Raw genomic sequence first — 26,651 nt, 5'->3', positions numbered from 1 at the left:
CCCGACAACGCGGCGTGGGGGCACCTCCCGGCCGAAGGCTGGGGGAGTGCCGTGCCAGGCGTCGCGGGCCAGACGGGACTTTCGAAACACGCCCTGGCACCGCGGCCGGCCGTGACGATCGCTGGTCAGGGCACTCCCCCACGGCCTCAAGGGCGTGGGAGTCCTCCGACCGGCCGCGGAGTCTTCGCGGGGGTCAGCCCAGGCGCTGTACCAGGGCCCGGTACTCGTCCCAGAGTTCCTTCGGGGTGTGGTCGCCGAAGGTGTTGAGGTGCTCGGGCACCAGCGCGGCCTCCTCGCGCCAGACCTCGGTGTCGACGGTGAGCAGGAAGTCCAGTGCGGTGTCGGACAGTTCGAGGCCCGCGGTGTCCAGGGCCGCCTTCGACGGCAGGATGCCGATGGGCGTCTCGACGCCCTCCGCGGTCCCGTCCAGGCGCTCCACGATCCACTTCAGGACACGGCTGTTCTCGCCGAAGCCGGGCCACACGAACCGGCCGTCGCCGTCCTTGCGGAACCAGTTGACGTAGTAGATCTTCGGCAGCTTCGACTGGTCCTTGTCCTTGGCCACGTCGATCCAGTGGGCCATGTAGTCGCCCATGTTGTAGCCGCAGAAGGGCAGCATGGCGAACGGATCGCGGCGCAGCTCGCCGACCTTGCCCTCGGCGGCGGCCGTCTTCTCGGAGGCCACGTTCGCGCCGAGGAAGACACCGTGGTTCCAGTCGAAGGACTCGGTCACCAGCGGCACCGCGCTGGCCCGGCGGCCACCGAACAGGATCGCCGAGATCGGCACGCCCTTCGGGTCCTCCCACTCCGGCGCGATGATCGGGCACTGGGCGGCGGGGACGGTGAAGCGGGCGTTGGGGTGGGCCGCCGGGTTGTCCGACCCGGGGGTCCAGTCGTTGCCCTTCCAGTCCGTCAGATGGGCCGGGGCCGCCTCCGTCATGCCCTCCCACCAGATGTCGCCGTCGTCGGTGAGCGCGACGTTGGTGAAGACCGCGTTGCCCCACAGCGTCTTCATCGCGTTGGCGTTGGTGTGCTCGCCGGTGCCCGGCGCCACGCCGAAGAAGCCGGCCTCGGGGTTGATCGCGTACAGCCGGCCGTCCTCGCCGAACCGCATCCATGCGATGTCGTCGCCGATGGTCTCCACCGTCCAGCCGGAGACGGTGGGCTCCAGCATGGCGAGGTTCGTCTTGCCGCAGGCGCTCGGGAAGGCCGCGGCGACGTACTTGGGCTGCCCGGTGGGCGGGGTCAGCTTGAGGATCAGCATGTGCTCGGCCAGCCAGCCCTCGTCGCGGGCCATCACGGAGGCGATGCGCAGCGCGTAGCACTTCTTGCCGAGCAGCGCGTTGCCGCCGTACCCGGAGCCGTAGGACCAGATCTCCCGGTCCTCGGGGAAGTGCGAGATGTACTTGGTCTGGTTGCACGGCCAGGGGACGTCCTCCCCGCCTTCGTCCAGCGGGGCGCCGACCGAGTGCACGGCCTTCACGAAGAAGCCGTCGGAGCCCAGCTCGTCGAGGACGGCCTGGCCCATGCGCGTCATCGTGCGCATCGAGACGGCGACGTACGCGGAGTCGGTGATCTCCACGCCGAGCGCGGAGAGCTTCGAGCCCAGCGGGCCCATGCAGAAGGGCACCACGTACATCGTGCGGCCCCGCATCGCGCCGCGGAACAGGCCCTTCTCGCCGGTGAAGACGTCCCGCATCTGTGCGGGGGCCATCCAGTGGTTGGTCGGACCGGCGTCCTGCTCCTTCTCGGAGCAGATGAACGTCCGGTCCTCGACCCGCGCGACATCGGTCGGGTCGGAGGCCGCGTAGTAGGAGTGGGGGCGCTTGACCGGGTCGAGTTTTTTGAACGTGCCCCGGCTGACGAGCTCCCCGCACAGTCGCTCGTACTCGGCCTCGGATCCGTCACACCAGACCACATTGTCCGGCTGGGTCAGTTCGGCGATCTCGTTGACCCACGAGATCAGTTCCTGATGCTGGGTGGGGATGACGGGGGGAGCCGCGATATCGCGCGCCACGATTGCTCCTAAATGAGGGATTTTTTTCTTCTGGCCCCATGGGGGCTGCGGCCCGGACGCTTCGTAGCCGCTCATCCGGTGCCGACTGCACTCATTTGATCATCCGACGCAACTGCGCATCTGTCCATAGGGCCGCACAGGTGAGCGGCGTGAGGAACGCCACGATTAACGGGTTCCGACGCGTTTCTTTACGTGCACGTAGCGTTCGCCTGGCGGTCTCTTTGCGTCCGATGACAACGAGCCCATGAGACGATGACCACTATCAAGTGCTCATCAGGCTCCGCAGGTCCGCAACTTACGGTTCCGTAGGTACGATGCCGGTCATGACTGCGCCCGCCCCCGACGCCCACCTGGACCCGCCGGCCGCCGGCCGCGGTCCCGGCGCGCTCTCCCTGCCGCACCCGGTCAAGCCCAAGCTGCGCGGCTGGCTGCATCTCGGCATGTTCCCGGCCGTCCTCGTCGCGGGCCTGATCCTCACCGCGCTCGCCGACTCCGCCCGGGGCCGGGTCGCCTGCGGGATCTACGTCCTGACCGCCTGCCTGCTGTTCGGCGTGAGCGCGCTGTACCACCGGGGCAACTGGAGCCCTCGTATGGACGGCATTCTGCGCCGCCTGGACCACGCCAACATCTTCCTGATCATCGCGGGCACCTACACCCCGCTGACCCTGCTGCTCCTGCCGGACACCAAGGGGCAGTGGCTGCTGTGGGGGATCTGGGCCGCCGCGACGGCGGGCATCGTCTTCCGCGTCTTCTGGGTCGGCGCCCCGCGCTGGCTCTACACCCCCTGCTACCTCGCCATGGGCTGGGCGGCCGTGTTCTTCCTGCCGGACTTCATGCGCACCGGCGGCATCGCGGTTCTGGTCCTGGTGATCGTGGGCGGGCTCCTGTACAGCGCGGGCGGCGTGGTCTACGGCATCAAGCGGCCGAACCCGTCACCGCGCTGGTTCGGCTTCCACGAGGTGTTCCACTCCTTCACCCTCGCCGCCTTCGTCGTCCACTACGTCGGCATCTCCCTGGTGGCGTACCAGCACGGGTAAATCCTGCACTCACGCGTAGACCCCGCAGTCACGCGTAGATCCCGCACTCTCGTCGAGGTGGCCACGGCTGGCGAGCCGTGGCCATTTTTCGTTGCGCCCGAACTTTCTCCGCACCCGAAGCGACCCCACATTGACAGTACATCGCTTTTGAGAGCTACTCTCATTTCATGGCTACTGTCACTCAAAGCGATACCCCAAGCCCTGACCCCCGCCGTTGGTGGGCCCTCGGCGCCCTGGTCGCGAGCATGCTGGTGCTCGGCTTCGACATGACGATCCTCAACGTGGCGCTGCCCACCATGGCCGAACAGCTCGGTGCCGGCACGGGCGAGCAGCAGTGGATGGCGGACGCCTATGTCGTCGTCTTCGCCGCGCTGATGCTCCCCGCCGGGCTGCTCGGCGACAGGTTCGGCCGGCGGCGGATGCTGATCACCGGGCTCGCCGTGTTCCTCGCCGGCTCGGTCGTCGGCAGCCTGGCGGGCGAGGTGAACGCGGTGATCGCGGCCCGCGCCGTGATGGGCGTCGGCGGCGCCCTCGTCATGCCGCTCGCCCTGTCCGTGCTGCCCTCGCTGTTCGGGCCCGGGGAGCGCGCCAAGGCCGTCGGCATCATCTCGGCCGCCTCCGCGCTCGGCATGCCGCTCGGCCCGATCCTCGGCGGCTGGCTGCTCGACCACTTCTGGTGGGGCTCGGTCTTCCTGATCAACGTCCCGATGGTCGCCATCGGCATCGCCGCCTGCCTCTTCCTGCTGCCCGAGACCAGGGACCCGGCCTCCCCCAAGGTCGACATCGTCTCCACGGCACTCACCGCCACCGGCCTCGGCGCCCTCATCTACGCGATCATCGAGGCCCCGGACCGCGGCTGGGGCGACCCGCTGGTGCTCGGTCTGCTCGCCACCGCCGTCGTCCTGCTCGCCGCACTGGTGGTGCGCGAGCGCCGGGCGGCCCGTCCCATGCTCGACATGTCCCTGCTCGGCCAGCGCGGCTTCCTGGTCAACTCCGTCGCCGCGACCCTCGTGACCTTCACCCTGTCCGGCCTCCTGTTCGTGCTGCCGCCCTACCTCCAGGCCGTTCTCGGCAACGACGCCCTCGGCACCGGGGTGCGTCTGCTGCCGATGATGGGCGGCCTGCTGGTCGCCGCCCGGGGCGCCCAGCCGGTCGTCGCCCGGTTCGGCGCACGGGCCGTGGTCAGCGCCGGGCTCGTCGTCCTCGCCTTCGCGGCGTTCCTCGGCAGCCGCACCACCGTCGACTCCGGCTACGGGTTCACCGCGCTGTGGCTGTCGGTCGCCGGGCTCGGTTTCGGCTTCGCGATGGTCCCGGCGATGGACGGCGCCCTCGGCGCACTGCCCGCCGACCGCGCCGGCAGCGGTTCGGGGCTGCTGATGACGCTGCGCCAGGTCGGCGGGGCGATCGGCATCGCCCTGCTCGGCAGCCTGCTCGCGGGCGCCTTCCGCGACCGGCTCGACGTCACCGGGCTGACCGGGCAGGCGGCCCACACCGCCGGGGAGTCCGTGGTCGCCGCACACCTGGTCGCCGAGCGGTCGGGCGCGACCCAGCTGGTGGCCTCCGCGAACAGCGCGTATGTGCACGGCATGGGCCTGGTCCTGCTGGTGTGCGGCATCGCGTCCCTGGTCGCCGCCCTGCTGGCCGCCGTGTTCCTGCCGGGCGCCGCGGACGCCCCGTCGGCTGCGGACTCCGCGACCCCGGCCGTGGTCACACCCCCGGCGGATATCCGACAATGACCTCCATGACGGCCGCACGATCCCCCAAGCTCTCCCCGCCGCCCGACCGGGCCGGTGCCACCTGCGCCCCCGCCGACCGCCCCCGGCTCAGCCTGCGGGAACGGAAGAAGATCAAGACGCGGGAGGCGATCCGCTCCGCGACCTACCGACTGGTCGCGGAGCAGGGGTACGACGCCACCACGGTCGAGCAGATCGCGGAGCGCGCCGAGGTGTCGCCGTCCACGGTCTTCCGCTATTTCCCCACGAAGGAGGACATTGTCCTCACCGATGAGTGGGACCCGATCATCATGGAGGAGCTGCGTGCCCGGCCCGCCGACGAGCCATGGCCGCAGTCCCTGCGGTATGTGATGCACCGGACCGTGTCCCTGGGTCTGAAGGAAGATCCCGAGGTGGCCCGGCTGCGCACCAAGCTGATGGTCGAGGTCCCGGCGGTGCGCTCGCGGACCATGGAGAGCATGTCGGTCACCGGCCGGCTGCTGTGCCGGGCCATCGGCGAGCGGACCGGCCGGGACCCCGACTCCCTGGACGTACGGGTCTGGGCGATGTCCCTGATCGGCGGCCTGCTGGAGGTCTCCCTGTACTGGGCCGAGAACGGCCACCGGGACAACCTCACCGACCTCATCGACCGCGCCCTGGATGTCCTGGAGCACGGCCTGCCCGCCGAAAAACCCGGCGGCCCGCGTCCCGCGCCATGACATCCTGACCGGGTGAACGGTCCCGAGATCCAGGTCGAAGTCGCTCCCCCGCTGAGGCTGTTCGTCCCACCCGCCCGGCGCCACGGCACCACCGGACTCACCACCGACGGCGTCTCCACGCTCGGCCATGTCATCGAGTCCCTCGGCGTCCCGCTGACCGAGGTCGGCGCCCTGGTCGTGAACGGCCGCACGGTGCCCGTGTCGCACATCCCGGCGGCGGGCGAGACGGTGCTGGTCCGGGCGGTGGAGCGACCCCAGCGGGTCCCGGGCGCCCCGCTGCGTTTCCTGCTCGATGTGCACCTGGGCACCCTCGCCCGGCGGCTGCGGCTGCTCGGCGTGGACGCGGCCTACGAGCCGACGGACATCGGCGACCCGGCCCTGGCCACCCGCTCCGCGGCCGAGCAGCGGGTCATGCTCAGCCGCGACCGCGGTCTGCTGCGGCGCCGCGAACTGTGGGCGGGCGGCTTCGTCTACAGCACCCGCCCCGACGACCAACTCCGCGACGTCCTGGACCGGTTCGCGCCCGAACTGCGCCCCTGGACCCGCTGCACCGCCTGCAACGGACTGCTGCGGGCGGCCACCAAGGACGAGGTGGCCGGTCAGCTGAAGGGCGGGACGCACCGCTCGTACGACGTCTTCGCGCAGTGCCGGGCGTGCGGGCGCGCCTACTGGAAGGGCGCGCACCACGAACAGCTGGAGGCCATCGTGGAGCGCGCCCTCGACGAGTTCGCCGACCGGGGCCGAACGGTCTGACGTGCGGTCTAACGCCTCGTCATATCCCCCTTGCCGCAGGCGATGCCGTCCCGGTTGCGGTCCAGGCGCAGCGGGTCGTCCCGGCCGTTGACCTTCAGCCGGCCGTAGTCGTTCTGCCTGAGCCAGCCGCAGCGGGCGGCGGTGGTCTTCTTCACCTGGGGCGGGAAGACCGTCGGCACGCACACATTGGCCGAACCGTAGTGCCGGTCGCAGCCGGAGACGGTGGTGGGCACCGGCTGTGCGGCACGCTTCTTGCCGGGCCCGGAGACCTTGCCGGCGGGCGAGTCGGCGAAGGCGTGCACATGCGCCGACGCGTCGGACGCGGCGAGCGCCACCGGTCCCTGCAGATGCACCCACTTCGCCACGGACGGCACCCCGTTCGCGTCCACCGCGAAGAGCATGTACCAGCCGGGCGGGGCCAGGTCGGGGTTGCTCGTCACGTTCAGGTCGACGTTGTTGCCGTCGACGGACAGCGGCAGGTCGACGAAGCGCTGGTTGGGGTCGGAGGAGTGGGTGACGGCGGCCGGGCGGATCAGCTCGGCCTTCGCGATGGGCCGGTCGACCGTGATCCGCTGGGTGTCGCCGTAGGTCCACTCGGTGTCGATGACCGAGGTGATCGTCGGGCGGGTGCCTTTGTAGAGGTAGGGCGGGGTGTAGATCGACACGTTGTGGTTCCAGGAGCCGTTGCCCGGGTTGTCGCCGGTCGACATCACCCGGCCGTCCGGGAGCAGGAACGCCGAGGAGTGGTAGCCGCGGGCCTCGGGGTCGGCGGCCACCGGGTCGAAGGTGCCGGTCCCCGGGTCGTAGATCGAGGACTCGTAGACCGGATCGGCCCGGTTGTGCAGGGCGCCGCCGGTCTCCAGCACCGAGCCGTCGGGCAGCAGGACGGCGGAGACGTACATCTTGCCCTGGCCGCCGGTCTCCGGCCGGGGCCCGGCTCCCAGATCGACCGTGCCCTGCGGAAGCGGCGGCCCGGCGACGTACGACGGATTGGCCTCCTTCAGGTCGATCACGTCCGTCAGCCGGTTGGCGTCCGGGTTGGCGTCGATGTTGCCGCCGCCGATGGTCAGCACCCGCTGGTCCTGCGCCGGCGGCAGCAGCACGCTCGCCGACTGGTCCCGCTGGTCCTTGTTCTGCAGGCCGGGGACCTGGGTGACGGTGTTGGCGTCGTAGTCGTAGATCGCCGAGCCGGTGCCGGGGATGTTGTTGCCGAAGACATGGCTGCCCGTGTAGAAGAGGCGGCCGTCCTGCATCAGGATCATCGAGGGGTACAGACCCCAGTACGACCAGGTCTGGTTGACCTTCCACAGCGGCAGCCACCGCTGCTCGGCGTCGGACCAGTACTCGGTGGTCACCGACCCGGTGGAGTCCTCGCGCAGCCCGCCGAAGGAGACCACGTCGCCGTTGCCCAGCTCGGTCGCCGACGGGTACCAGTGGCCGTCGTTGAGGTCGTTGGTCTTGCTGTAGGTCTCGGTCGCCGGGTCGAAGATGTACGAGTCCTTGTAGCCCTCGTAGCCGTGCGAGCCGTCCGCCGCCGGATAGGCCGCGTTGCCGCTCATCACGAGCACGCGGCCGTCCTGGAGCTGGACGTGCCCGGAGCAGAACATGTCCTTCGGCGTGGGGATGACCTTGTAGGTGCCGTTCGCCGGGTCGTAGACCGCCGAGGTGAAGGTGCCCGCGGCGAAGTTCTCCTCACTGTTTCCGGAGCCCGCGATCAGCAGCACCTTGCCGTTGTTGAGGACGACGGAGTGCATGGAACGGACCGGGTTCTTCGTCGGCAGGACCTCCCAGCTCCCGTCGGCGCACTGCGCGTCCGTGCCGGTGCACCGCGCGGGCGGCAGCGTGTCGGGGACCTGGTCCATGGTGTAGTCGTCGGTGGTCGCCGACCCCGTGCCGTACACCGACACACCCCAGGTGATCCGGTCGGTGCCGGTCGGCACCTCCGGTGTGCGGACCGTGGCCTGGGTCCAACTCGCCGCCATGTCCAGGGTCTTGAGGTCGGTCCAGTACTGCCAGCCCGCCGTCGTGTCGTGCCGGAAGAGGGTGAGCGACGTATCGGGCGTCGTCGACTTGTACCAGAGCGACAGGTCGTACTGCTTGCCCTCGGACACCACCGGGGCGCACTCGGCCGACTCGGTGATCAGCGCCTTGCGGTCGCCGTCGGTCCGTCGGGTCAGCGTGACCTTCATGGCCTTGGCGCCGCTGTGCGCGTCGCTCGTCGTCTCGAAGGCGAAGTCGTTGTCGCCCCAGCCGGACTTCTCCCAGCAGTAGGGCATGTCGGCCCCCGCCCCGGCGCCCGCGGTCTCGAAGCCGGCGTTCTTGACGAGGTTGGCGGCCGCGGCGGGCTGCGGGGAGGTGAGGAGCAGACCGGCGGTCAGGGCCCCCACCCCGAGCAGCGCGGTTCTTCTGCGGTGCGCTTTCACTTTCACACGGCTCTCCTTGACGCGGAGGTGGGGCTGGGCCGCTCGGCGCCCTGGGAGGGGCGCCGGCGCGGCAGGTAGACCAGCGCTTCCGTGCCGAGGAAGCGCAGGACGAAGGTCGTCACCAGGGCGAGCGCGGTGGCGGGCAGCGCGCCCATCCCGAACCGGCCGACGAGCAGCGCGATCAGCGGGATGCGCAGCACCAGGTCGGCGTTGGCCAGCAGCGCGAACCGGCCGGCGCGGTCCCACCAGCGGCGGTGCCCGCGCCGGTCGCGGAACAGCAGATGCTCGATGAGCAGGAAGTTCCAGGCGACACCGAACTGGTTGGCGAGGATCTCGGCGGGGACGTAGTGCAGGCCGAGCACGGTCAGCGCCCACAGGCCGGCCAGGTTCGGCAGGAACCCGGTGGCGCCGATCAGCCCGAAGGCGGCCATACGGGCCGCCGGGGACGAGGTGCGCAGCCCGACCAGATGACGCAGGAAGCGGAAGCCCTCCCGGGCGCTCGACTTGGACTGGCCGGCGAAGCGCTCCTGGAAGACGAACGGCACCTCGGCGACCCGGCCGGGCCTGCCGCGCACGGCGAGTTCGAGCAGGATCTTGTAGCCGAGGGGCTTCAGCTCCTGTGCGCTGACCGTGCTGCGCCGGATGGCGAAGAAACCGCTCATCGGGTCGCTGATGCCGCGCAGCCGACCCGGGAAGAGGGACTTGGTCAGCCAGGTCGCGGCGCGTGAGACGGCCACCCGGTAGCCGCCCGCCAGCCCGGCCCGGCTGCCGCCCTTGAGGTAGCGGGAGGCGACGACCAGCCCGGCGTTGCTCCGCTCGCCGATGGCGACCAGCTCGGGCACCAGGGAGGGCGGGTGCTGGCAGTCGCCGTCCATGACGACGACCCACTCCGAGCCGGCCGCCCGCAGCCCTTCGACGACCGCCCCGCCGAGCCCGCCCGTCGGCTCCTCCCGGTGCAGCACGGCCACCGGGAACGGGCAGTCCTGCGCGGCCTGCCGGATGACGTCGGGCGTGTCGTCGGTGGAGTCGTCGACGAAGACGACCTCGCAGGGCAGCCGGGCGGGCACCGCGGCGGTGATCTGCCGCAGCAGCCTGCGGACATTGCCGGACTCGTTGAACGTCGGCACGACGATGGTGACGGCACCGGGCTCGGCCACCGCGCCATGCGTCTCAGCCACCGCACCGTGCGTCTCAGCCACCGCGCCGTGGGGCTCGCTTCGCCTCCCGGGCGCCGGGGCCGACAGGGCGATCGCGCTCAGCCCTTCGGGCCGGTGCGCTCCCCCGCTCCCGGCTTCGCCGGAGCGGGGGGACCCCCATGCCGTCTCGGCACCGGCACGCCCCTTCGGCGCAGGCGCGGTGGCGGCCCGGGGCGCCGGATCGCCCGGCTCGCCGGGCGCGTTGTGCTCGTGACTGTTCATCGTGCGCCTCCCACGGCCGTCGGCTGGATCTGCCGGATCTCGATGCGGTCGGGTCCGGTTCCGAACGTGGCGACCGGGGCGGAGTGTTCGATGGCGGCCCGGACGTTGGGCAGGTCCACCGCGTCGCGCCGCACCGTCGGGGAGGCCACGACGTAGTCGAGGTCCCGCCAGCCGTGCGGCATGGTCTTTGTGACGGCCGGGTCCAGGTCGGCCTTGTAGAACCAGATGGCGCCGAGGCCGGGCCGGTACCCGGCGTGCACCAGGTCCAGCCAGAGCGCGTCGTCGACGAGGACGCGGGTGTCCTCCGGGTGCTCGACCTCGCCGCTGAGCCAGGTGGCGGCGGCCCGGTAGGGGGCGTTGGCGTCCGCGGTGACGGCGGTGCGGTCGCCGTCGTACCAGCGCGGGACGACATACGCGCCGGCCGCGACGGCGAGGACGGCCGCGAGGGCGTACCGGCCGCCGGTGACCGGCCGCCGCTCGCCCTCCGCCCGCCCTCTGCGCAGTATGGCGTGGGCGACCGAGGCGGTGCCGGCGGCGAGGACCAGGGCGAGGAACGGCAGCGCCTGGATGACATACATCGCGGGCAGATAGCCGTTCGGGCGCAGGGCCAGCGCGGCGAGGATCGCCACCGTCAGGGCCGGCCCGGCCAGCGCGCGGGCGGTGACCGACCAGCGCCAGGTGGCCAGCAGCAGGAGCGCGCCGAGGAGTCCGCCGAGGGGCAGCACCCGGTCGTAGTAGAGCCACGACTGGAGCACCCCGTGCGAGCCGGAGCCCGGGTCCAGGATGAAGCCCGAACCCGGCCTGGTCATCTGGTACTTGATGCCGTCCCAGAGCGAGACATGTCCGCTGCCCGGCAACAGTTCCCCCTTGAGCAGGGCGAACAGCGGATAGGAGAAGCCGGCCAGGGCGCAGGCGGTGACGGCGCCGGTGAGCGCGAACTTCCGGGTGTCGCGGTGGCTGTGGCGCCACATGGTGACCAGCAGGGCGGGCAGGACGACGAGCATCGTCTCCTTGGTGAGCACGCCCGCGGCGGCGGCGAGGCCCGCGCCGAAGTGGTGCCACAGGTGCCGGCTGGGCGAGGCGGCGAGGCAGAACGCCAGCAGCAGCCACAGCACCGCGATGTTGTCGAGGAAGATCTCCCGCTGGAGGACGACGGCCAGCGGCGACAGTCCGAACAGGGCCATGGCGAGCCCGGCCGCCCAGCGGGGCAGCGACAGCCGCCGCCCGAGGACGTACACGAGGACCGCGCTGACGCCGCTGATCAGGAGCATCACCGGGCGCATGGTGCCGACGGTCATCGCGCCGGGGTCGAGGGCCGAGGGTATCCAGGTGAGCAGGGCGAGCTGGAGCCAGCCGAGCGGCGGGTGGTCGTACCAGTAGGTGTAGTGGGCCAGGCCCTTGCCCTGCTGCACGGCCCATGCCTGGGCGAGGTAGGTGCCCTCGTCGTCGCTGAGGGTCGGGTAGTCGGCGATGTTCCAGCCCTGGACGACGAGGATCGCCACGAGCAGCACCCCGCACAGCAGCAGGTCGAGGCGGGAGGAGCGGAGCCGGGCCGGAGGCGGTGTCCGATCGGCCGAACCCGGTTTTGGGGCAGGCGGGTGCTGCGCGGGGACCGTGGGAGTGGTCACCGCGGGAAGGGTGGAGGTCACGCGCGGGCGTCCTCTCGGATCGTTGCGGCCGCGGCGAGGTGCGCGCCGACGTGAGTGGTCAACTCCCAGTCGTTCCGGCCGCGTTGTTCACGCCATACGGCGCGGACGGCGGCCCCCGCGAGGAGCACCTGGTAGAAGGGGCCGCCCACGACGAGCTTCACGTAGTGGCTGAGGCGGACCCGCAGCCCGTACTGCTTGCCGAAGTCGTGCAGTCCGACCACCTCGAAGACGAAGGTGACGGCGGCGGTGACCAGCGGCAGGAAGGTGAGGAAGGCGATCCCGACGGGCACATCGAGGAAGAGCGCGATCGCCGCGTTGAGCGGGATGATCACCCCGGAGAACGCCTGGAGGAACGGCGTCATGAGCGTGTACCGGGCGAGCAGCCGCTGCCCGAGGCCGGGGAGCTGGTGCCAGTCCTTCTTCCGGTAGACCTGGAGGAATCCCTGGTTCCAGCGGGTGCGCTGCTTGAGCAGCGACATCAGCGAGCCGGGGGTCTCCTCCCGGGTGACCATGTCGGAGTCGTAGGCGACGACGACCTTCTTGCCGACGCTGGAGAGCCGGACGCCCAGGTCACAGTCCTCGGCCAGGCAGTCCGGATCCCAGCCGCCGGCCTCCCTGAGCACGTCGGTGCGGACGAAGACGGTGTTGCCGCCGAGCGGGATGAACCCTTTCTGCGCGTGCAGGTGCAGCCGGGAGCGGAACCAGAAGAAGTACTCCAGGCAGTTGCGCAGGCTGTACCAGCTGGAGTGGAAGTTGATCAGCTGGACGCCGCCCTGGACGACGTCCGCGCCGGTGGTCAGGAACGCGTGGTCGACATGCGCGAGGAGTTCCGGGTGGACCTGGTCCTCGGCGTCGAAGACCCCGACGACGGCGCCACGGCAGTGCGGCAGCGCCGTGTTCATGGCCTTCGGCTTGTTCTTCTTCTCATGGGTGTCGACGACGACCCGGACGCGCGGGTCGCCGGCGGCGGCGCGCTCGGCGACCGCCGTGGTCTCGGGGTCGTCGTGCCCCACGATGACGATGATCTCGAAGTCGGTGTGCGTGGACTCCAGCAGCCGCTGGATGGTGTGGTCGAGCACGGCCTGTTCGTGCCGTGCGGGCAGCAGCAGTGAGAACGACACATGCTCGTCGCCGTCCGGTCTGCTGAAGCGGGTGGACGCGAGCACTTCGGGCGTACGCCACGCGTGCATCTGCCACCAGAGAGTGAAGGCCGCCATCCAGAACAGGGCCAGTGAAACGGCAGCGATGAAGACAGACGTCAGCAACAGATCCCCCCAGATCCCCAATGCCCCCTGACCCGGCGGCGTGTCAGCTCCGTCGGGTCACTGTGGAGAGAGTATGGGTGATCTGTGAAGCGCGCAGGAGGTTTCGGTAAAGAGTGCGTTTCCTTCGCCATGAGGTGCCGAGTGGGCAAATCGCCCACCGGTTACGTTCCGGCCGACTGAAGACAGGGGGACAGGTCGTTTCAGCCGCTCAGCGCGGTGCGCAGCCGGTCCGGATCGGTCGTCGGGGCGTCGCAGGTGAAGTTCCGGCAGACATAGGCGGCGGGCGCGCCGCCCACGAGCGGCCGGTCGGCGAGGAGCGGGAACTCGTCGCCGTCCGGGACCCCGGTGGCGACGACGGCACCCGGGGCGGTGCCCAGCAGTGCCGTGCGATGCAGGGTTTCCGTCGCCCGGTCGGCCGGGTCCGGGCCGACGACGGCGATCTCGCGCGGGCCGTCGAGCAGGGCCTCCGCGACGGCGAGCCCCCAACCGATGAACCGCGGCACCCGCGGCCCGAGGGCCGCCACCACCCCCGACGCCCGCTCCGCGGCGGTGCGATGGAGCGCGGAGCCGGTGTGGGCGGCATAGCTCAGCAGAGCGCCCGCGGCGGCGGTCCAGCCGGCCGGGGTGGCGTTGTCGGTGGGGTCCTGCGGGCGGTGGATGAGCCGCTCGGCGTCGGCCGCGGTGTCGTAGAGGGCGCCGCTGTCCGGGTCGGTGAAGCGGGCGAGCACCTGGTCGAGGAGGAGACCGGCGAAGTCCAGCCAGACCCCCTCGCCGGTGACGGAGGCGAGCGCGAGGAAGCCCTCGGCGACATCGGCGTAGTCCTCCAGCACGCCCGCGTTGCCGCCGGCCCGGCCGTCCCGGCTGGTGCGGACCAGCCGGGCGCGGTCGTCCAGGTGCAGCCGGACGAGCAGGTCCGCGGCGGCGACCGCGGCCTCGACCAGGTCGGGCCGGTCGAAGTAGGCGCCGGTCTCGGCCAGCGCGGCGATCGCGAGACCGTTCCAGGCGGCGACGACCTTGTCGTCGCGGCCCGGGGCCGGGCGGTCCTGCCGCGCACGGAACAGGCGCTCTCGCACCGAGGCGATCCGCTCCGCGTCCACCACGCCCCCGCCCTGCGGGAGTTGGAGGACGGAACGGCCGTGTTCGAAGGTGCCCTCCTCGGTCACCCCGAAGTGCTCTGCGGCGAGCGGGGCGTCGTCCCCGAGCACCTCGCGCAGCTGCTCGGGCGTCCACACGTAGTACGCGCCCTCACTGTGCCGTCCGCTGCCGTCAGTGTCGTCGGCTCCGTCGGCACTGTCGGCGTGGTCGGCACTGTCGGCGTGGTCGGCGCTGTCGGCGTCGAGTGCGGAGGCGAACCCGCCCTCGGCGGTACGCAGTTCGCGGACCATGAAGTCGGCGGTCTCCAGGGCGATCCGACGGGCCTGCTCTGAACCGGTGGAGCGCCACAGATGCGCGAACACCCGGCACAACAGCGCGTTGTCGTACAGCATCTTCTCGAAGTGCGGTACCAGGACCCCACCCTGCCGGGCGCGCAGCACATAGCGGTGGAAGCCGCCGCCCACCTGGTCGTACAGGCTCGAACGCGCCATCGCGCCGCAGAGCCCCTCGGCCATCTCCAGCGCCCCCACCGAACCCGTCCGTGCGTGGTGCCGCAGCAGGAACTCCACGACCATCGAGGGCGGGAACTTGGTGTCGCCCTTGAACCAGCCGCTCGCGGTGTCGATGTCCCGGGTCAGTTGGAGCAGCGCCCGTCCCTGTGTCTCGTTGGTGGGCAGTCCGCCGTCCCCGACGGTCAACGACCGCCCGGCGAGGTCCCGCGTGATCTTCCCGGCGACCTCTCCCACTTCGTCGCGCCGGTCGGTCCACGCGTGGTGGACGCCTTCGAGGACCTGGCGGAAGGACGGCATGCCATGGCGGGCGTCGGGCGGGAAGTACGTCCCGAAGTAGAACGGCTCCGCGTCCGGCGTCATGAACACCGACATGGGCCAGCCCCCCTGGCCGGTGGCCGCCTGTACCGCCTCCATGTAGACCGCGTCCACATCGGGCCGCTCCTCGCGGTCCACCTTGACGCTGACGAAGTGCTCGTTCAGATACGCGGCCGTCGCCTCGTCCTCGAACGACTCGTGCGCCATGACATGACACCAGTGGCACGCTGAGTAGCCGACCGACAGCAGAACGGGTACGTCACGCCGCCGGGCCTCCTCGAACGCCTCCGGTGTCCAGGGCCACCAGTCGACCGGATTCTCAGCATGCTGAAGCAGATAAGGCGAGGTCACACCAGCCAACCGGTTCATACGATCCAGCCTCTCACGCCGACCCGGCCCTGACGGCTCGGCCCGCAAGCCCTCCGCCCTGCGATGGCGTTCTGCTCCGGTCCAGAGCCGGTGCCCGGCCGGCAGTACGCTGCGTCGAGCAGCACCGGACCTGACGAGCATCCTCGAAGGAGGTACTCCATGACCGCAGAGATGGTCGCACCCGCGTGGATGCACATGCAGATCAGCGCGGAGCAGTACGACTCCTGGTCCGAGGAGCAGTGCGCCGGCATCGAGATCGTGGACGGGATGGTCGTCGTGAGCCCGAGTGCGTCCAAGCGTCCCAACCGGCTGGCCCGGATCCTGGCGAACGCCCTGGACGCCGCCGCAGGCCCGGACTGGAACGCCGACACGGACTTCGACGTCCGCCTGCAGGACGTACCTCTCACCAACCGGCGTCCGGACGTCACCGTGTACCGGGCAGAGACCATCGACCTCACGCCCACTCGTCCGGAGCATGTACTCCTCGTGGTCGAGGTCGTGTCGCCGGGCTCGGAGACCACTGACCGGATCGCGAAGGTGGACCAGTACGCCAAAGCCGGGATTCCCTTCTACTGGCGCATCGAAGAGGCTGCCACCGGCGTTCCGATCGTCTACACCTACGTGCTCGACCCTGCCAACAGGGCCTACCGGGACGGCGAGGTGTTCACCGGCGCAGTGAAGGCCACCGCGCCCTTCTCCGTCACCGTCGACCTCGGGACCATGTGAGGGCCGACGAAGCTCACCTCGGCCGTCTGCGGGTCAGTCGGGAGCGCGACGAATCCGTCGGGGCACACCTGACGCCCGCTCGGCGCTGCTCGTCGGTGCGCGGTGTGGCTGCTCGCGCGAGAGGGCGTCTGCGGCGCGTCGCTCGAACTGAGCGAATCACTCCTGTGGGCCGCGGCGGGGGAAATAGACTCAACTCATGAGTCTGACGCCACGGTTGATCGTCCCGGACCCCGACACCGCCGCGACCTACTACCAGCAGGCCATGGGCGCCAAGGAGGTCTTCCGCGCCCAGGACGACAGCGGCCGCGTGATGGTCGTCGTCCTGCAGATCGGCGGTTCTCCGCTCTCTCTGTCCCCCGCAGTGCCCGAGTGGGGCTGGCTCTCGCCCGACGACGTCGGCGGCTCCCCGGTCCTCCTGGAGGCGGAGTTCACCGACCAGGACGTTGTCGCCGAGCGGATGGTCGCCGGGGGCGGCACCGTGGTCGTACCGGTGGAGAACCGCCCGTACGGCAAACGGGAGGGACGCCTCCGCGACCCGTTCGGTCATCTGTGGATCGTCACCGGCGAGCTGCGCTGACGCACCGGCCCGGCGGTCGACGGCCGCCGGCCGCCCCTCGATGCTTCCCGCACCGCCCCTCGCGGGGTCGCGCCCCCGCGAGGGGCGGCAGCAGGAGGCCCTGAAGGTCTGCTGCGCCCGCATGCGTCTCAGTCGACCCGCACGGGCCACGGCGAAGGCCGGTAGGAATAAGCCTCGGTGCCCTTGCGCACCCCCTGCTTGATGCCCATCGGCAACATCAGGTCGCGTATCACCCGGGTGATCCACCGATCGGGGGTCATCACCGCCCCCGTCCGCCGGGCCTGCTTCGCCATCGCGGCGACCCGGTCCCGCCGGGACTCCTCGAACGCGGTGAACGCCTGCGGGGCGGTCGGGTGTTCGTGCAGTGCCAGGGCGAGTTCGTAGGCGTCCTCCATGCCGAGCGCGGCACCCGCCCCCAGGTGCGGGGCCACCGCATGCGCGGCGTCCCCCAGCACCGCGGCGCTGCCCCGGTGCCAGGTGTCCAGGGGCGGCACCTCGTGGACCGGCCACCGGCCGACCGGTCCGGTGGAGGCGTTCAGGATGCGCCGGATCACGGCGGGGTCGGGGCGGTGCCGGTCGGCCAGCCCGGCCACCCACCGCGCGTCGTCGATCTCGGCGAGTTCGGCGAAGCTGCGTTCACGGGTCTCCTGGTGGTTCTCGAACCACCACACGACACCGGGCGACATCACCTGGTACCCGAAGAAGCCACGCAGACCGAAGACCATGTGGAACCGGCCGTCCACGGGGAGTTCCGCGGCGCCGATCTCCGACCTGCCCCCGGAGCCGACCACCCCGGTGTAGGCGGGCCGCGGCGCGTCGGGGAGCAGCAGGCGGCGCGTGGTGGAGTTCACGCCGTCGCAGCCGAGCACGATGTCGGCCTCGGCGTGCGCGCCGTCCTCGAAGCCGATGTGCCAGTTACCGTCGCCGCTCTCGTCCAGTGCGACGAGGCGCTTGGCGGTGTGCAGTTTCACCCCGTCGCCGGTCGCCGCCTCGCGCAGGGCGCCGCTGAGCTCGCCGCGCATGATGTTGGTGGTGCTCTCCGGGTTCTGCGCGAGTTCCCGGCCCTTGTGATTGGCGAAGTCGACGGAGCTCGCCGCGGTGCCCTGTTCGAGGATCCGGTCGGCCAGACCCAGGCGCTCCAGTACGGCCCGCCCGTTCGGAGCGAGGTTGAGGAACGAGCCGACGTCCTGCGCCCGGCGCACATAAGCCTCGTACAGGTTCACCTCGAAACCCAGCCGCACCAGGCACAGGGACAGCAGGGGTCCGGTGATGCCGGCGCCGACGACGGCGACCCGGCGCCTCGGTGTGCTGTTCTCGTTCGTCATCGCGTGCTCCTGATCGTGACCGCGGTCAGAGGTCGGGGCGGCCGGTTCCCTTACGGGGTGTCTTGCCGATCACCGGGCGGTCCCACGCGACCATGTCGTGGTTCTTTCAGCGCCCCCCGCCGCGCCCGTCGCGGAGGGAGCGCGCGTCACGTTCCGAAGCGCATTCGAGTCCCCGCCGAAGCGGAACCCACCCGGAATTGACCTGGAATCGAGACCCGGCAGGATCGCCATCACGGGGGCCGGTGACGACGTCACGCGGGAACCGGCGTCGAAGCCAGGCAGCAGAACCTCTCGTAAGCGTCCGGACCAGCTCCGGCGGCCCCGTCGGCCGACACTCCGGCGGCGGCGCCGGAGGGACGCGCGCACGCCCCGACGACGCCGCCGGTCCTCGACCACGAGTTATCACTCGTCACGGGAGAACGGGGGCACGACCATGACCACGCTCATTCACAAGAACGAAGTCAAGTTCCTTCGCTGGCCGGTGCAGAGCCACGAACGGGACCAGTTGCGCGAGGCGGGACTGCCGTGCCTGCTGGTCCTGGAGGGCCAGACGGCGCCGCCGAGCGACATCTCCCCCACCGAGGACTGGGTGCGCCCGCCGGTGGCCCGCCTCGACCTGGCGGCTCGCGTCCACACCCTGCAACGGCGCACCGGAACCGACTTCATGCCCGTGCTGGATCCGACCGGGGTGCTCTACTACGGCGGACAGTCGGTGCCCATGTCCGAGGCGCAGAGCGAGATGATGCGATGTTTCCTGGCCGACTTCGGCCATCTCGTCCGCCGGGACACGCTGAAGGAGGCCCTGGGCCGCATCAGGAACGAGACGGTCACCAGTAACGCGATAGACCTGCACATCATGCGGCTGCGCCAGCGGCTGGACGGCGTCCGGCTGAGTCTGCGCACCGTGTGGGGTCGGGGCTACATCCTGGAGCCCGCCACCTGATCCGACCGGCCCCGGAACGCGCACGCGTGCGCGTTCCGGGGTGCTGCTCCCGCCGCGGTCAGCCTGCCTGCCGGCGCGCACGCTCGTGCACCTTGCCGCGCAGTTCGTGGAGTTCGGTGAACGGCATCGTGGCGCGGCCCATGAGATGCGCCGCCCCCGAGGTGCCGGCGGTGCCCCGCTGTTCCCCGATCATCTTCATCACCAGGCCCACATGCCCGATCTTCCACTGGAAGTAGCCGTTGCCGACCCTGAGCATCGCCTCGACGACCCGGTGGAACGAGCCCGCCTCGACACCCGCCGCGACGATCTCCTCCAGGTCGGCGCCGATCCGCTCCAGCCCGGAACGGAAGGCGAGGAACAGTGATCCGGAACGGCTGGCGCTGCCGAGTACCCGCTCCAGTTGGTGGGACTGGCTGGACTGGGCGCCGCTGGCCATGCCGAGGTGCTGCCGGAACTGGGCGAAGTCCTCCAACGGCAGCCGTTCGAGCGCCATGAGCTGCTCGTGCAGCAGGCGCAGCAGCTCACTGGACCGGTACAGCAGGTCCACCGACCGCTCCAGGCCCGCGGTGGTCATCGTCAGGAAGTGGTCCTCCACGGCGGCGAGGTCGCCCAGGATCTGCTTCAGCCACAGTTCGCAGGTCTGGTGGCTGACGATGAAGAACTGTTCGGAGAGCACCGTGGTGAGGTCCGCGTCGTCCTCGCAGGTGCGCGGTTGCTGGAGGGTCAGCAGCTCGTCGAGCTTCAGGTAGGAGGCGTAGGTCACCTCGGCGGGTATCACTGCTGCCTCTTCTCACGGACCAGTGCGACCAGACGTTCCACCCCGGTGACGAGTTGCTCCCGGTCGACACAGAACGCGATCCGGACCAGGCCGGACGCGACACCGCCGGGCTTCAGTGGTCGCAGCGTGCCGTCCGGAGCGAATTCGGGCCGTGCGGAGAACCCGCTGCCGGGAACCACCACGACATCGTGGCGGAGCATGAGTTCGGCGCTGAACTCCTCGCCGGTCAGACCGGTGGAGGAGATGTCGGCCATGGCGTACCAGCCGCCGCCGGGCAGTGCGGGCAGCAGCCCTTCGTCGACCAGCGGGGCGAGCGCGGCGTCCCGGTTTCCCCGTACGAAGTCGTGGTTGCCGGCGAGGGCTCCCGACGCGTCCAGGGCGGCCAGTCCGGCGTACTGGACGGGAGCGTTGGGCGCGATGATGCAGGACTCCTGGACCGTGCGCATCGCGGCGGCCGTCTCCGGCCGCGACACCGCGACGTAGCCGAGCCGGTAGCCGGTCATCGCCGGTCCCTTGGAGAAGGTGAAGACACTGTTGACGATGCGCTGCGACGCGGGGCGGTCGCGCTCCAGGGCAGCGATCGACAGGTGGGGGCCGGAGAATGCGAAGTCCTCGTATGCCTCGTCGCTGATGATCTGCCAGCCCCGCTCGTCGGCGATCTCGTACAGGGCCTGCTGCCGCGGGAGGTCGGCGACCGCGCCGGTGGGGTTCGAGGGGGTGTTGAGCAGCAGCGCCCGGGTCGCGGGGGTGGCCACCTGCCGGATCGACTCGGGGTCGGGCGCGAAGTGTTCGTCGAGCTGGTAGAACACCGGGCGGAATCCGGCGAGAAGGGCCTGTTGCAGGTGCACGGGCCAGTGGATCTCCGGCATGAGGATCTCCGCTCCCGAGCCGGCCAGACAGCGCATCAGGGCGCTGAGCCCCTGGCACGACCCGGGGGTGACGAAGAGCCGGGAGGGCTCGGTGTCGATGCGGTTGACGGTGTCGAGCTTGTCCGCGAGACGCTCACGGAGTTCCGGGAGCCCCTGCACGTCGATGTAGCGGGCCCGGCCGTCCAGGACGGCGGCGACGAACTCCTTGGCGACGGAGTCCGGCGGGCCGAAGGCGGGCTCACCCACGTGCAGCTTGATCTGGCCGGGGTGCTCCCGCTCGCGTTCGTTGGCGATCCGGAAGGACTCGTACAGCCAGGAGGAGGGGATCGCCGAGGCCGGGGCGAACCACGGTGAAGCTGTCTGCGTCATCTGATTCATGCCTTTCCGCTGATGGCAGGACCGGCCGGATCGGGCTGGCCGGGTGGTGCTGCTGGGCTGTGGCCAGTGCTGTGACAGGAAAGGGTCACCGGCTCGCGACGCCCGGCACGGCACTCCCCCAGCCTTCGGCCGGGAGGTGTCCCCACGCCGCGTTGTCGCATCACCCGAGTACATCCAGTAGACGGGCGATGCTCCGCCTTGCGATGCACCGCACCGGACGCCGCGAGCTTTCCGGCAAACCCTTCCGGTCACAGCACTAGGCCGTACGTCCGCCGTCCACGGACACCAGGGATCCGGTGACCCAGGACGAGGTCTCGGGGTCGACGAGGTGGCACACCCAGGCCGCCACCTCCGGCGCCAGGCCGAACCGCCCCAGGGGGGTGCCGGCCACGATTCCTTCGCGCAGGGCGTCCGCGCCCTCGCCCGCCGCCAGGTCCCACAGGCCCGTGTCGACCGGGCCGGGCAGCACCGCGTTCACCCGGACCTCGGGCGCCAGTTCCACGGCGAGCGACCTGGTCAGGGAGTTCAGGGCGGCCTTGCTGGCCCCGTAGAACGACCGGTTCGGCATCGCCAGGACGCCGCCGACGGAGGACACGTTGACCACGCAGCCCCGGCTGGCGCGCAACAGGGGCAACAGCGCCCGGATCAGCAGGGCGGGAGCCACCAGGTTGGTGTCGATCATCTCCCGCAGGTCCGCCTCGGCGGCGTCCTCCAGGCGGTCGAAGACCGCGTGCCCGGCGTTGTTGACCAAGGCGTCGACGCCGCCGAGCACTTCCCCGGCGCACTCCGCGATCCGCGCGGCGGCGTCGGGTGCGGTGACGTCCACGGCGTACGGCACCACGGTGCCCGCTTTTTCGGCCCGCGCCTTCGCCGTCACCTCCGCGAGCCGGTCGGCCCGTCGGCCGACCGCCAGGACGTCGGCGCCCAGCCCGGCCGCGCGGGCGACCACGGCGGCCCCGATGCCCGAACCGCCGCCGGTGACGACCAGCCGCATGCCTGCCCAAGGACTACTCATGGACCGAACTGCCTCCCTTCGTGTGGGTGGGAACCCGCCGCGCCAGGTCCGCCAGCAGCGGCGCGGGGTCGTCGAAGACGTGGAAATGGCCTCCGTGTCTGATGTCGATGCTGGTGTTCCCGGTGGTGAGACGGCCCCAGTGGCGGCCGGCCGGAGCCGGTACGAGGGGATCTCCCCGGGCCATGCAGACGTGCACGTCGCAGTGGAGCGACACCGGCTCCGGGCAGCCGAGGTAGCGCTCGTGCGCGGCGATGTCCGCGCGCATCGCGGGGAGCAGCAGATCGCGGAGCTCGGTCTGCGACGCGATGTCGGGGTCGATGCCCCCGAGGGCGACAAGGCGCCCCCAGAGTTCCTCGTCGGGCAGCAGGTGTTCGTCACGAGGGAGCCGGGCCGGGTCCCCCGGGGCCCAGGCGCTGGACGCGACGAGCAGGACGACGTCGATGCCCGCCCCGGGGCAGCGGCGGGCCACCTCGCAGGCGACGGCCGAGCCGAAGCTGTGGCCGAAGAGCAGCAGGTCCGCCGGTGGCAGCCGGGTCAGGTCGGCGACGATCTCCTCGGCGAGCGCGCCGACTTCCTCTCTCGGCGGCTCCGCCAGCCGGTCGCCGTGCCCGGGGTACTGGGCGGCGCACAGCTCCACCGCGGTCCCGGGGAATGCGGCGGGGAGCGCGTCACGCCAGCCGGTGAAGCTCTCCGCGCGGCCGCCGGAGTGCGGCAGCCCGAGCAGCCGGAGCCCGGGGCGTTCCGTGCTCGACACCGTGCGCACGGATCCGCGGTGCACGCCCATGGCCGATCTCCCCTTCGCCGCCTCGGATGTGAGAATCGCACGCACGCCCGGGGCCGCCGCGGAAACCTTCATCATTCATTCAGCGCCGCCTCGGGTGCGGGCACGAGAGGTGAGGATCGAGGCCGGAAACGAGCACCTCCGTACCGGCCCGGTGTCCAGGCCGAGCCCCTCGTGCAGGCCCGCTGTCCGGGCCGAAAGGAGTCTCCCGGTGGTCTGCTCCCACAACGCCGCCGTTTTCGACGGCCCGTACGACGACGCCTCCGGGGCGGCTTACGACCTCGCCGACCCGGCGACGTTCGTCGAGCACGACCCGTACGCGTACTGGGACCGGATGCGTCGCAGCGATCCGGTGCGCTGGCATCCCTCCGCGGACGGCCGCCCCGGGTTCTGGGCGGTGGCCCGGCACCGGGACGTCCAGGACTGCTACAAGGACGCGGCCCGGCTGAGCTCGGCCCGGGGAACGGTGCTGGACGTCCTGCTGAACGGCGGCGACTCGGCCGGCGGGCGGATGCTGGCGGTGATGGACCGGCCCCGCCACCGCGAGCTGCGCCAGGTGATGCTGCGTGCCTTCTCGCCACGGGTGCTGCGGCACGTGGAGGAGGCGGTGCGGCAGCGGGCCGACGCCCTGGTGGCCGCCGTGGCCGGTACGGGCGAGGCCGACGCCGCGCGGGACATCGCCGAGCACCTGCCGCTCAACACCGTATGCGACCTGCTGGAACTGCCCGTCGCCGACCGGCCGTTGCTGCTGGGCTGGAACAAGCGCGCGCTGTCGTCGGAGAGCGCCGAGGACGACCCCTTCGACGCGCTGGAGGCCCGCAACGAGATCCTGTCGTACTTCGTGGATGTGGTCCGCGAGCGCCGCCGCCGCCCCGGCGAGGACGTGATCAGCATGATCGCCGGAGCCCGGGTGGCGGGCGAGCCGATGACGGAGGACGATCTCGCCCTCAACTGCTACAGCCTGATCCTGGGGGGCGACGAGTCCACCCGGGTGACCACGATCGGCGCCTTGCACGCGCTGGGCACCCACGAGGAGCAGTGGCATCGGCTGCGCACCGGCGAGGCGGCGGTGCGGACGGCGGTGGAGGAGGTACTGCGCTGGGTGACCCCGGCCATGCACTTCGCCCGTACGGCCACCGTCGACCTGCGGATCGGGGGTGCCGAGGTGTCGGCGGGCGACATCGTCACCCTGTGGAACATCTCGGCCAACAACGATCCCGAGGTCTTCGCGCGGCCCCGCAGCTTCGACGTCGGCAGGGAGCACAACCCGCACCTCGCGCTCGGGCACGGCCCGCACTTCTGTCTGGGGGCCTTCCTCGGCCGGCTGGAGCTGTCCGCCGTGCTGGATTCGCTGGTCCGCCGGGTGGACCGGATCGAGATCCTGGCGGAACCGCCGCGCGTCTACTCCACCTTCCTGTTCGGCCACAGCGCCCTGCGCCTGCGGCTCGACTGAGCCGCGTCCGCCCCCCTTCAGGTACCGCTCACCGGGAAGGGGGCCGCCCGGCCGGCGTGGGCGGGACGGCAGTACGGCGGCTGGGTCGGTGCCGGTCGCTTCGAGGGCTTGGCGGTAGGCCGCCAGGGCGTCTCGGCGCAGGGTCCACGTTGTGGCGAGGCGGCTGCCGTTGGGCAGGGCTCGCAACGCGGCGCAGTCGGGATCAGGGGCGGTGGGCCGGATGGCTGTGGCGAGTACGTTGCGACGGGCCACGCCGGCCGGGATCATGGGCCTGCCCCGGCCGGGATCGTGGCCCGCGCCGGTTCGGCCCGTGGCCCGTCCCGGTTCAGTTCACGGTCAGCAGGCCGGCCAGCTCCACCATGGTGGAGCGCTCGAAGACGGCCCGCACCGGCAGGTTCATCCCCCATTCGTCCCGTACGGCCTTGGTGAGCCGCACCGCCAGGACCGAATGCCCGCCTTGGTCGAAGAAGTTGTCGTCCGGCGCGAGGGCGGGCACCCCCAGCACCCTGGCGGCCAGTGCGCACAGCGCGGGCACCGGGTCGGACGGGTCGACGGCGGCGGCCGGCCCGCCGGGCGGTGGCGCGGCGCTCGCGGCGGGCCCGGCGGCCCGTTCCTCCAGGACACGCCGGTCGATCTTGCCGTTGCTGGTCATCGGCAGGGACGCCACCACCTCGACGCGGGAGGGCACCATGTGCGCGGGCAACCGCGCGGCGAGCCGCCCGCGCAGTTCCTCCGCGAGGTCGTCGGCCGGGTCCGCGCCGGGCACCACGAAGGCGACCAGGCGCGCCGAGTCCACCTCGCCGGTCACGACCACCGCCGCGAGCCGGACTCCCTCGCACGACTCCAACGCCGCTTCCACCTCCCCCGGTTCGACCCGGAAGCCACGCAGCTTGACCTGGCGGTCGGCGCGGCCCGTGAAGTAGAGCGTGCCGTCCTTGTCCCGGTGGCCGAGGTCGCCGGAGCGGTACATCCGGCTCCCGGGTCCGCCGTACGGGTCCGCGACGAAGCGCTCCGCGGTCAGGGCGGGCCGGTTGAGGTATCCGAGGGCCTCGCCCTCGCCCACCAGGTAGAGCTCGCCCTCCTCGCCGGGCCGGCAGGGCTTCAGGTCGACGTCGAGCACCCGGACCTCGTTGCCCGGCCACGGCTCCCCGATGCTGACCGGCTCGCCCGGCCGCACCGGGCCCGCCATGGTCACTCCCACGGTCATCTCGGTGGGCCCGTACCCGTTGAACATGCGCCTTCCGGGCGCCCACCTGGCCACCAGAGCCTGGGTGCAGGAGTCACCGGTGGAGAGCACCACCCCACCGGGCAGGACGCCGTCCGGATCGGTGGCGGTGAGCGCGACCGGAGGCAGCACCGCGTGGCTGATCCGCCGGTCGATCAGGGTGCGGCGCAGTTCCTCGCCGGGCAGCACCGCGCGGTCGTCGGTGAGCACCAGGGTGGCCCCCGACAGCAGGGCCAGCGTCAGGTCCCAGAAGCCGGCGTCGAAGTTGAACGAGGCCCACTGCAGCACCCGGTCGCCGGGGCCGGGGCCGATCCAGTGCCGCTGCGCCTCGGCGAGCGCCGCCATGCCCGCGTGCGGGATCACCACGCCCTTGGGCGTCCCGGTGGATCCGGAGGTGTAGATGACATACGCGGTGTCCTCGGCGTGCAGCGGCCGCCGCCGCTCCTCGTCGGTGACCGGCCGGGCCGGACGGGGAGCGGGGTCGGGGGCGGCCAGGTCGAGGGTTTCCGGACCGGTGACGTCCACCGGCGCAGGGCCGGTGTGCAGCAGGGTCCGCAGCCCCGAGTCGGCCGCCATGTGGCGCAGCAGCGCCAGGGGATAGTTCGGGTCCAGGGGGACGTAGCCGCCTCCGGCGGTCGTCACGGCGAGTGCCGCCACCACCTGGTCGGTGCCACGGGGTACGCAGATCCCGACGAGGTCGCCGGGGCCGAGACCGGCCGCGATCAGCCGCCGGGCCAGCCGGTTCACCCGGTCCGCCAGTTCGCCGTACGTCAAAGTGGTGCTCTCGCTCTCGACCGCGGGCAGTTCCGGGTGCTTGGCCACCACCCGTTCGAAGAGCACGGGAAGGGTTTCGGCGGTGGACGTGGCGGAAGCGGTGGACGTGGCGGAGGCGGTGGACGTGGTGGAAGCGGTGGACGTGGCGGAAGCGGTGAAAGCGGTGGACCCGGCCGCCGCGGACGGGCGGGGGCGTACGTCCGGCCAGACGTGTTCGACGTGGGCGTGGGCGCGGGCGCGGGAGGTCGCGGGCAGTTCCACCAGCCATCCGGCGGGGGCCGGCAGCCGGGCGGGCCACAGTGACCGCTGGCCGCGCTGATTGCACAGGACCAGGTAGCTCTCGTCCGGGTCTTCGAAAGGGTTGGCTGGCATCGAGCGACCTCCTGTGTGACGGTGCCGCTGGCTGGGTCCGGCGCCCCGCGGGGGCCCCGCGCGCGACACAGGTGTCCCCACCCTGACCCGGACGAGGGGCGGGGCCCGGGTGGCCGGAAAGGAATCTGAAGGTCCTCTCAGCTTTCTTTCA

20 protein-coding genes are annotated in these 26,651 nt (G+C 71.4%); 8 read left to right on the top strand and 12 right to left on the bottom strand.

Annotated features, from left to right (window positions below; all coding sequences use genetic code 11):
- Window positions 1-193: 193 nt before the first annotated feature.
- On the bottom strand, window positions 194-2,017 hold the full coding sequence (locus tag ACWEKM_RS23695) for a phosphoenolpyruvate carboxykinase (GTP) (protein ID WP_451623195.1): 1,824 nt from the start codon (window positions 2,015-2,017) through the stop codon (window positions 194-196).
- A 323-nt stretch (window positions 2,018-2,340) separates the two neighbouring features.
- Between ACWEKM_RS23695 and trhA the strand changes: the two genes are divergently transcribed.
- The 4 genes from trhA to ACWEKM_RS23675 all read left to right on the top strand — a co-directional run bounded on the left by trhA (window position 2,341) and on the right by ACWEKM_RS23675 (window position 6,238).
- Complete coding sequence (gene trhA / locus ACWEKM_RS23690; RefSeq protein ID WP_451623194.1) at window positions 2,341-3,054, top strand: PAQR family membrane homeostasis protein TrhA; 714 nt, start codon at window positions 2,341-2,343, stop codon at window positions 3,052-3,054.
- Window positions 3,055-3,221: 167 nt separating this feature from the next.
- A complete protein-coding gene (locus ACWEKM_RS23685) occupies window positions 3,222-4,790 on the top strand; it encodes an MFS transporter (protein WP_451623193.1) in 1,569 nt (522 codons plus the stop codon).
- Between the two features lie 5 nt (window positions 4,791-4,795).
- Window positions 4,796-5,485 carry a TetR/AcrR family transcriptional regulator gene (locus ACWEKM_RS23680; protein WP_451623192.1) on the top strand — a complete coding sequence of 230 codons (690 nt, stop codon included), beginning with the start codon at window positions 4,796-4,798 and terminating at the stop codon, window positions 5,483-5,485.
- 12 nt (window positions 5,486-5,497) lie between these two features.
- On the top strand, window positions 5,498-6,238 hold the full coding sequence (locus tag ACWEKM_RS23675; RefSeq protein ID WP_451623191.1) for a Mut7-C RNAse domain-containing protein: 741 nt from the start codon (window positions 5,498-5,500) through the stop codon (window positions 6,236-6,238).
- 8 nt (window positions 6,239-6,246) lie between these two features.
- Here the strand turns inward: ACWEKM_RS23675 and ACWEKM_RS23670 are convergent, their stop codons facing one another.
- The 5 genes from ACWEKM_RS23670 to ACWEKM_RS23650 form a co-directional block, all read right to left on the bottom strand.
- The gene (locus ACWEKM_RS23670) at window positions 6,247-8,661 is read right to left on the bottom strand and encodes a galactose oxidase-like domain-containing protein (RefSeq protein WP_451623197.1); all 2,415 of its coding nucleotides are present in this window, start codon (window positions 8,659-8,661) and stop codon (window positions 6,247-6,249) included.
- Between the two features lie 2 nt (window positions 8,662-8,663).
- Entirely contained in the window at window positions 8,664-9,839 is a 1,176-nt protein-coding gene (locus ACWEKM_RS23665; RefSeq protein ID WP_451623190.1) for a glycosyltransferase, read from the bottom strand.
- A 236-nt stretch (window positions 9,840-10,075) separates the two neighbouring features.
- A complete protein-coding gene (locus ACWEKM_RS23660) occupies window positions 10,076-11,728 on the bottom strand; it encodes an ArnT family glycosyltransferase (RefSeq protein ID WP_451623189.1) in 1,653 nt (550 codons plus the stop codon).
- The gene (locus ACWEKM_RS23655) at window positions 11,725-12,993 is read right to left on the bottom strand and encodes a glycosyltransferase (RefSeq protein WP_451623188.1); all 1,269 of its coding nucleotides are present in this window, start codon (window positions 12,991-12,993) and stop codon (window positions 11,725-11,727) included. The genes ACWEKM_RS23660 and ACWEKM_RS23655 overlap by 4 nt, the downstream gene beginning before the upstream one ends.
- 200 nt (window positions 12,994-13,193) lie before the next feature.
- On the bottom strand, window positions 13,194-15,284 hold the full coding sequence (locus ACWEKM_RS23650) for a thioredoxin domain-containing protein (protein ID WP_451623187.1): 2,091 nt from the start codon (window positions 15,282-15,284) through the stop codon (window positions 13,194-13,196).
- A gap of 159 nt (window positions 15,285-15,443) precedes the next feature.
- Here ACWEKM_RS23650 and ACWEKM_RS23645 point away from each other — a divergent pair, with 159 nt between their 5' ends.
- Together ACWEKM_RS23645 and ACWEKM_RS23640 are read left to right on the top strand one after the other, a co-directional pair.
- A complete protein-coding gene (locus ACWEKM_RS23645; protein ID WP_451623186.1) occupies window positions 15,444-16,010 on the top strand; it encodes a Uma2 family endonuclease in 567 nt (188 codons plus the stop codon).
- A gap of 196 nt (window positions 16,011-16,206) precedes the next feature.
- The gene (locus ACWEKM_RS23640; RefSeq protein WP_451623185.1) at window positions 16,207-16,587 is read left to right on the top strand and encodes a VOC family protein; all 381 of its coding nucleotides are present in this window, start codon (window positions 16,207-16,209) and stop codon (window positions 16,585-16,587) included.
- A gap of 128 nt (window positions 16,588-16,715) precedes the next feature.
- Here ACWEKM_RS23640 and ACWEKM_RS23635 read toward each other — a convergent pair whose 3' ends face one another.
- Complete coding sequence (locus ACWEKM_RS23635; RefSeq protein ID WP_451623184.1) at window positions 16,716-17,912, bottom strand: FAD-dependent oxidoreductase; 1,197 nt, start codon at window positions 17,910-17,912, stop codon at window positions 16,716-16,718.
- Between the two features lie 433 nt (window positions 17,913-18,345).
- On the opposite strand from ACWEKM_RS23635, the gene ACWEKM_RS23630 reads away from it, so the two are divergent.
- The gene (locus ACWEKM_RS23630) at window positions 18,346-18,855 is read left to right on the top strand and encodes a helix-turn-helix domain-containing protein (protein ID WP_451623183.1); all 510 of its coding nucleotides are present in this window, start codon (window positions 18,346-18,348) and stop codon (window positions 18,853-18,855) included.
- 58 nt (window positions 18,856-18,913) lie between these two features.
- Here the strand turns inward: ACWEKM_RS23630 and ACWEKM_RS23625 are convergent, their stop codons facing one another.
- The 4 genes from ACWEKM_RS23625 to ACWEKM_RS23610 all read right to left on the bottom strand — a co-directional run bounded on the left by ACWEKM_RS23625 (window position 18,914) and on the right by ACWEKM_RS23610 (window position 22,679).
- The gene (locus ACWEKM_RS23625; protein ID WP_451623182.1) at window positions 18,914-19,633 is read right to left on the bottom strand and encodes a tryptophan 2,3-dioxygenase family protein; all 720 of its coding nucleotides are present in this window, start codon (window positions 19,631-19,633) and stop codon (window positions 18,914-18,916) included.
- Complete coding sequence (locus tag ACWEKM_RS23620) at window positions 19,630-20,871, bottom strand: pyridoxal phosphate-dependent aminotransferase (protein WP_451623181.1); 1,242 nt, start codon at window positions 20,869-20,871, stop codon at window positions 19,630-19,632. The genes ACWEKM_RS23625 and ACWEKM_RS23620 overlap by 4 nt, the downstream gene beginning before the upstream one ends.
- Window positions 20,872-21,136: 265 nt before the next feature.
- Window positions 21,137-21,895 carry an SDR family NAD(P)-dependent oxidoreductase gene (locus ACWEKM_RS23615; protein WP_451623180.1) on the bottom strand — a complete coding sequence of 253 codons (759 nt, stop codon included), beginning with the start codon at window positions 21,893-21,895 and terminating at the stop codon, window positions 21,137-21,139.
- A complete protein-coding gene (locus ACWEKM_RS23610; RefSeq protein WP_451623179.1) occupies window positions 21,888-22,679 on the bottom strand; it encodes a thioesterase II family protein in 792 nt (263 codons plus the stop codon). Before ACWEKM_RS23610 ends, ACWEKM_RS23615 begins: the two co-directional genes overlap by 8 nt.
- 208 nt (window positions 22,680-22,887) lie before the next feature.
- On the opposite strand from ACWEKM_RS23610, the gene ACWEKM_RS23605 reads away from it, so the two are divergent.
- Window positions 22,888-24,129, top strand: a complete 1,242-nt coding sequence (locus tag ACWEKM_RS23605) for a cytochrome P450 (RefSeq protein ID WP_451623178.1) — start codon at window positions 22,888-22,890, stop codon at window positions 24,127-24,129.
- A gap of 325 nt (window positions 24,130-24,454) precedes the next feature.
- On the opposite strand, the gene ACWEKM_RS23600 is transcribed toward ACWEKM_RS23605, so the two are convergent.
- Window positions 24,455-26,500, bottom strand: coding sequence for an amino acid adenylation domain-containing protein (locus ACWEKM_RS23600; RefSeq protein WP_451623177.1), 2,046 nt, complete (start codon window positions 26,498-26,500; stop codon window positions 24,455-24,457).
- Window positions 26,501-26,651 lie beyond the last annotated feature (151 nt).

Source organism: Streptomyces sp. NPDC004752, from assembly GCF_053601275.1.
This window is presented reverse-complemented; position numbering and strand designations above follow the sequence as displayed.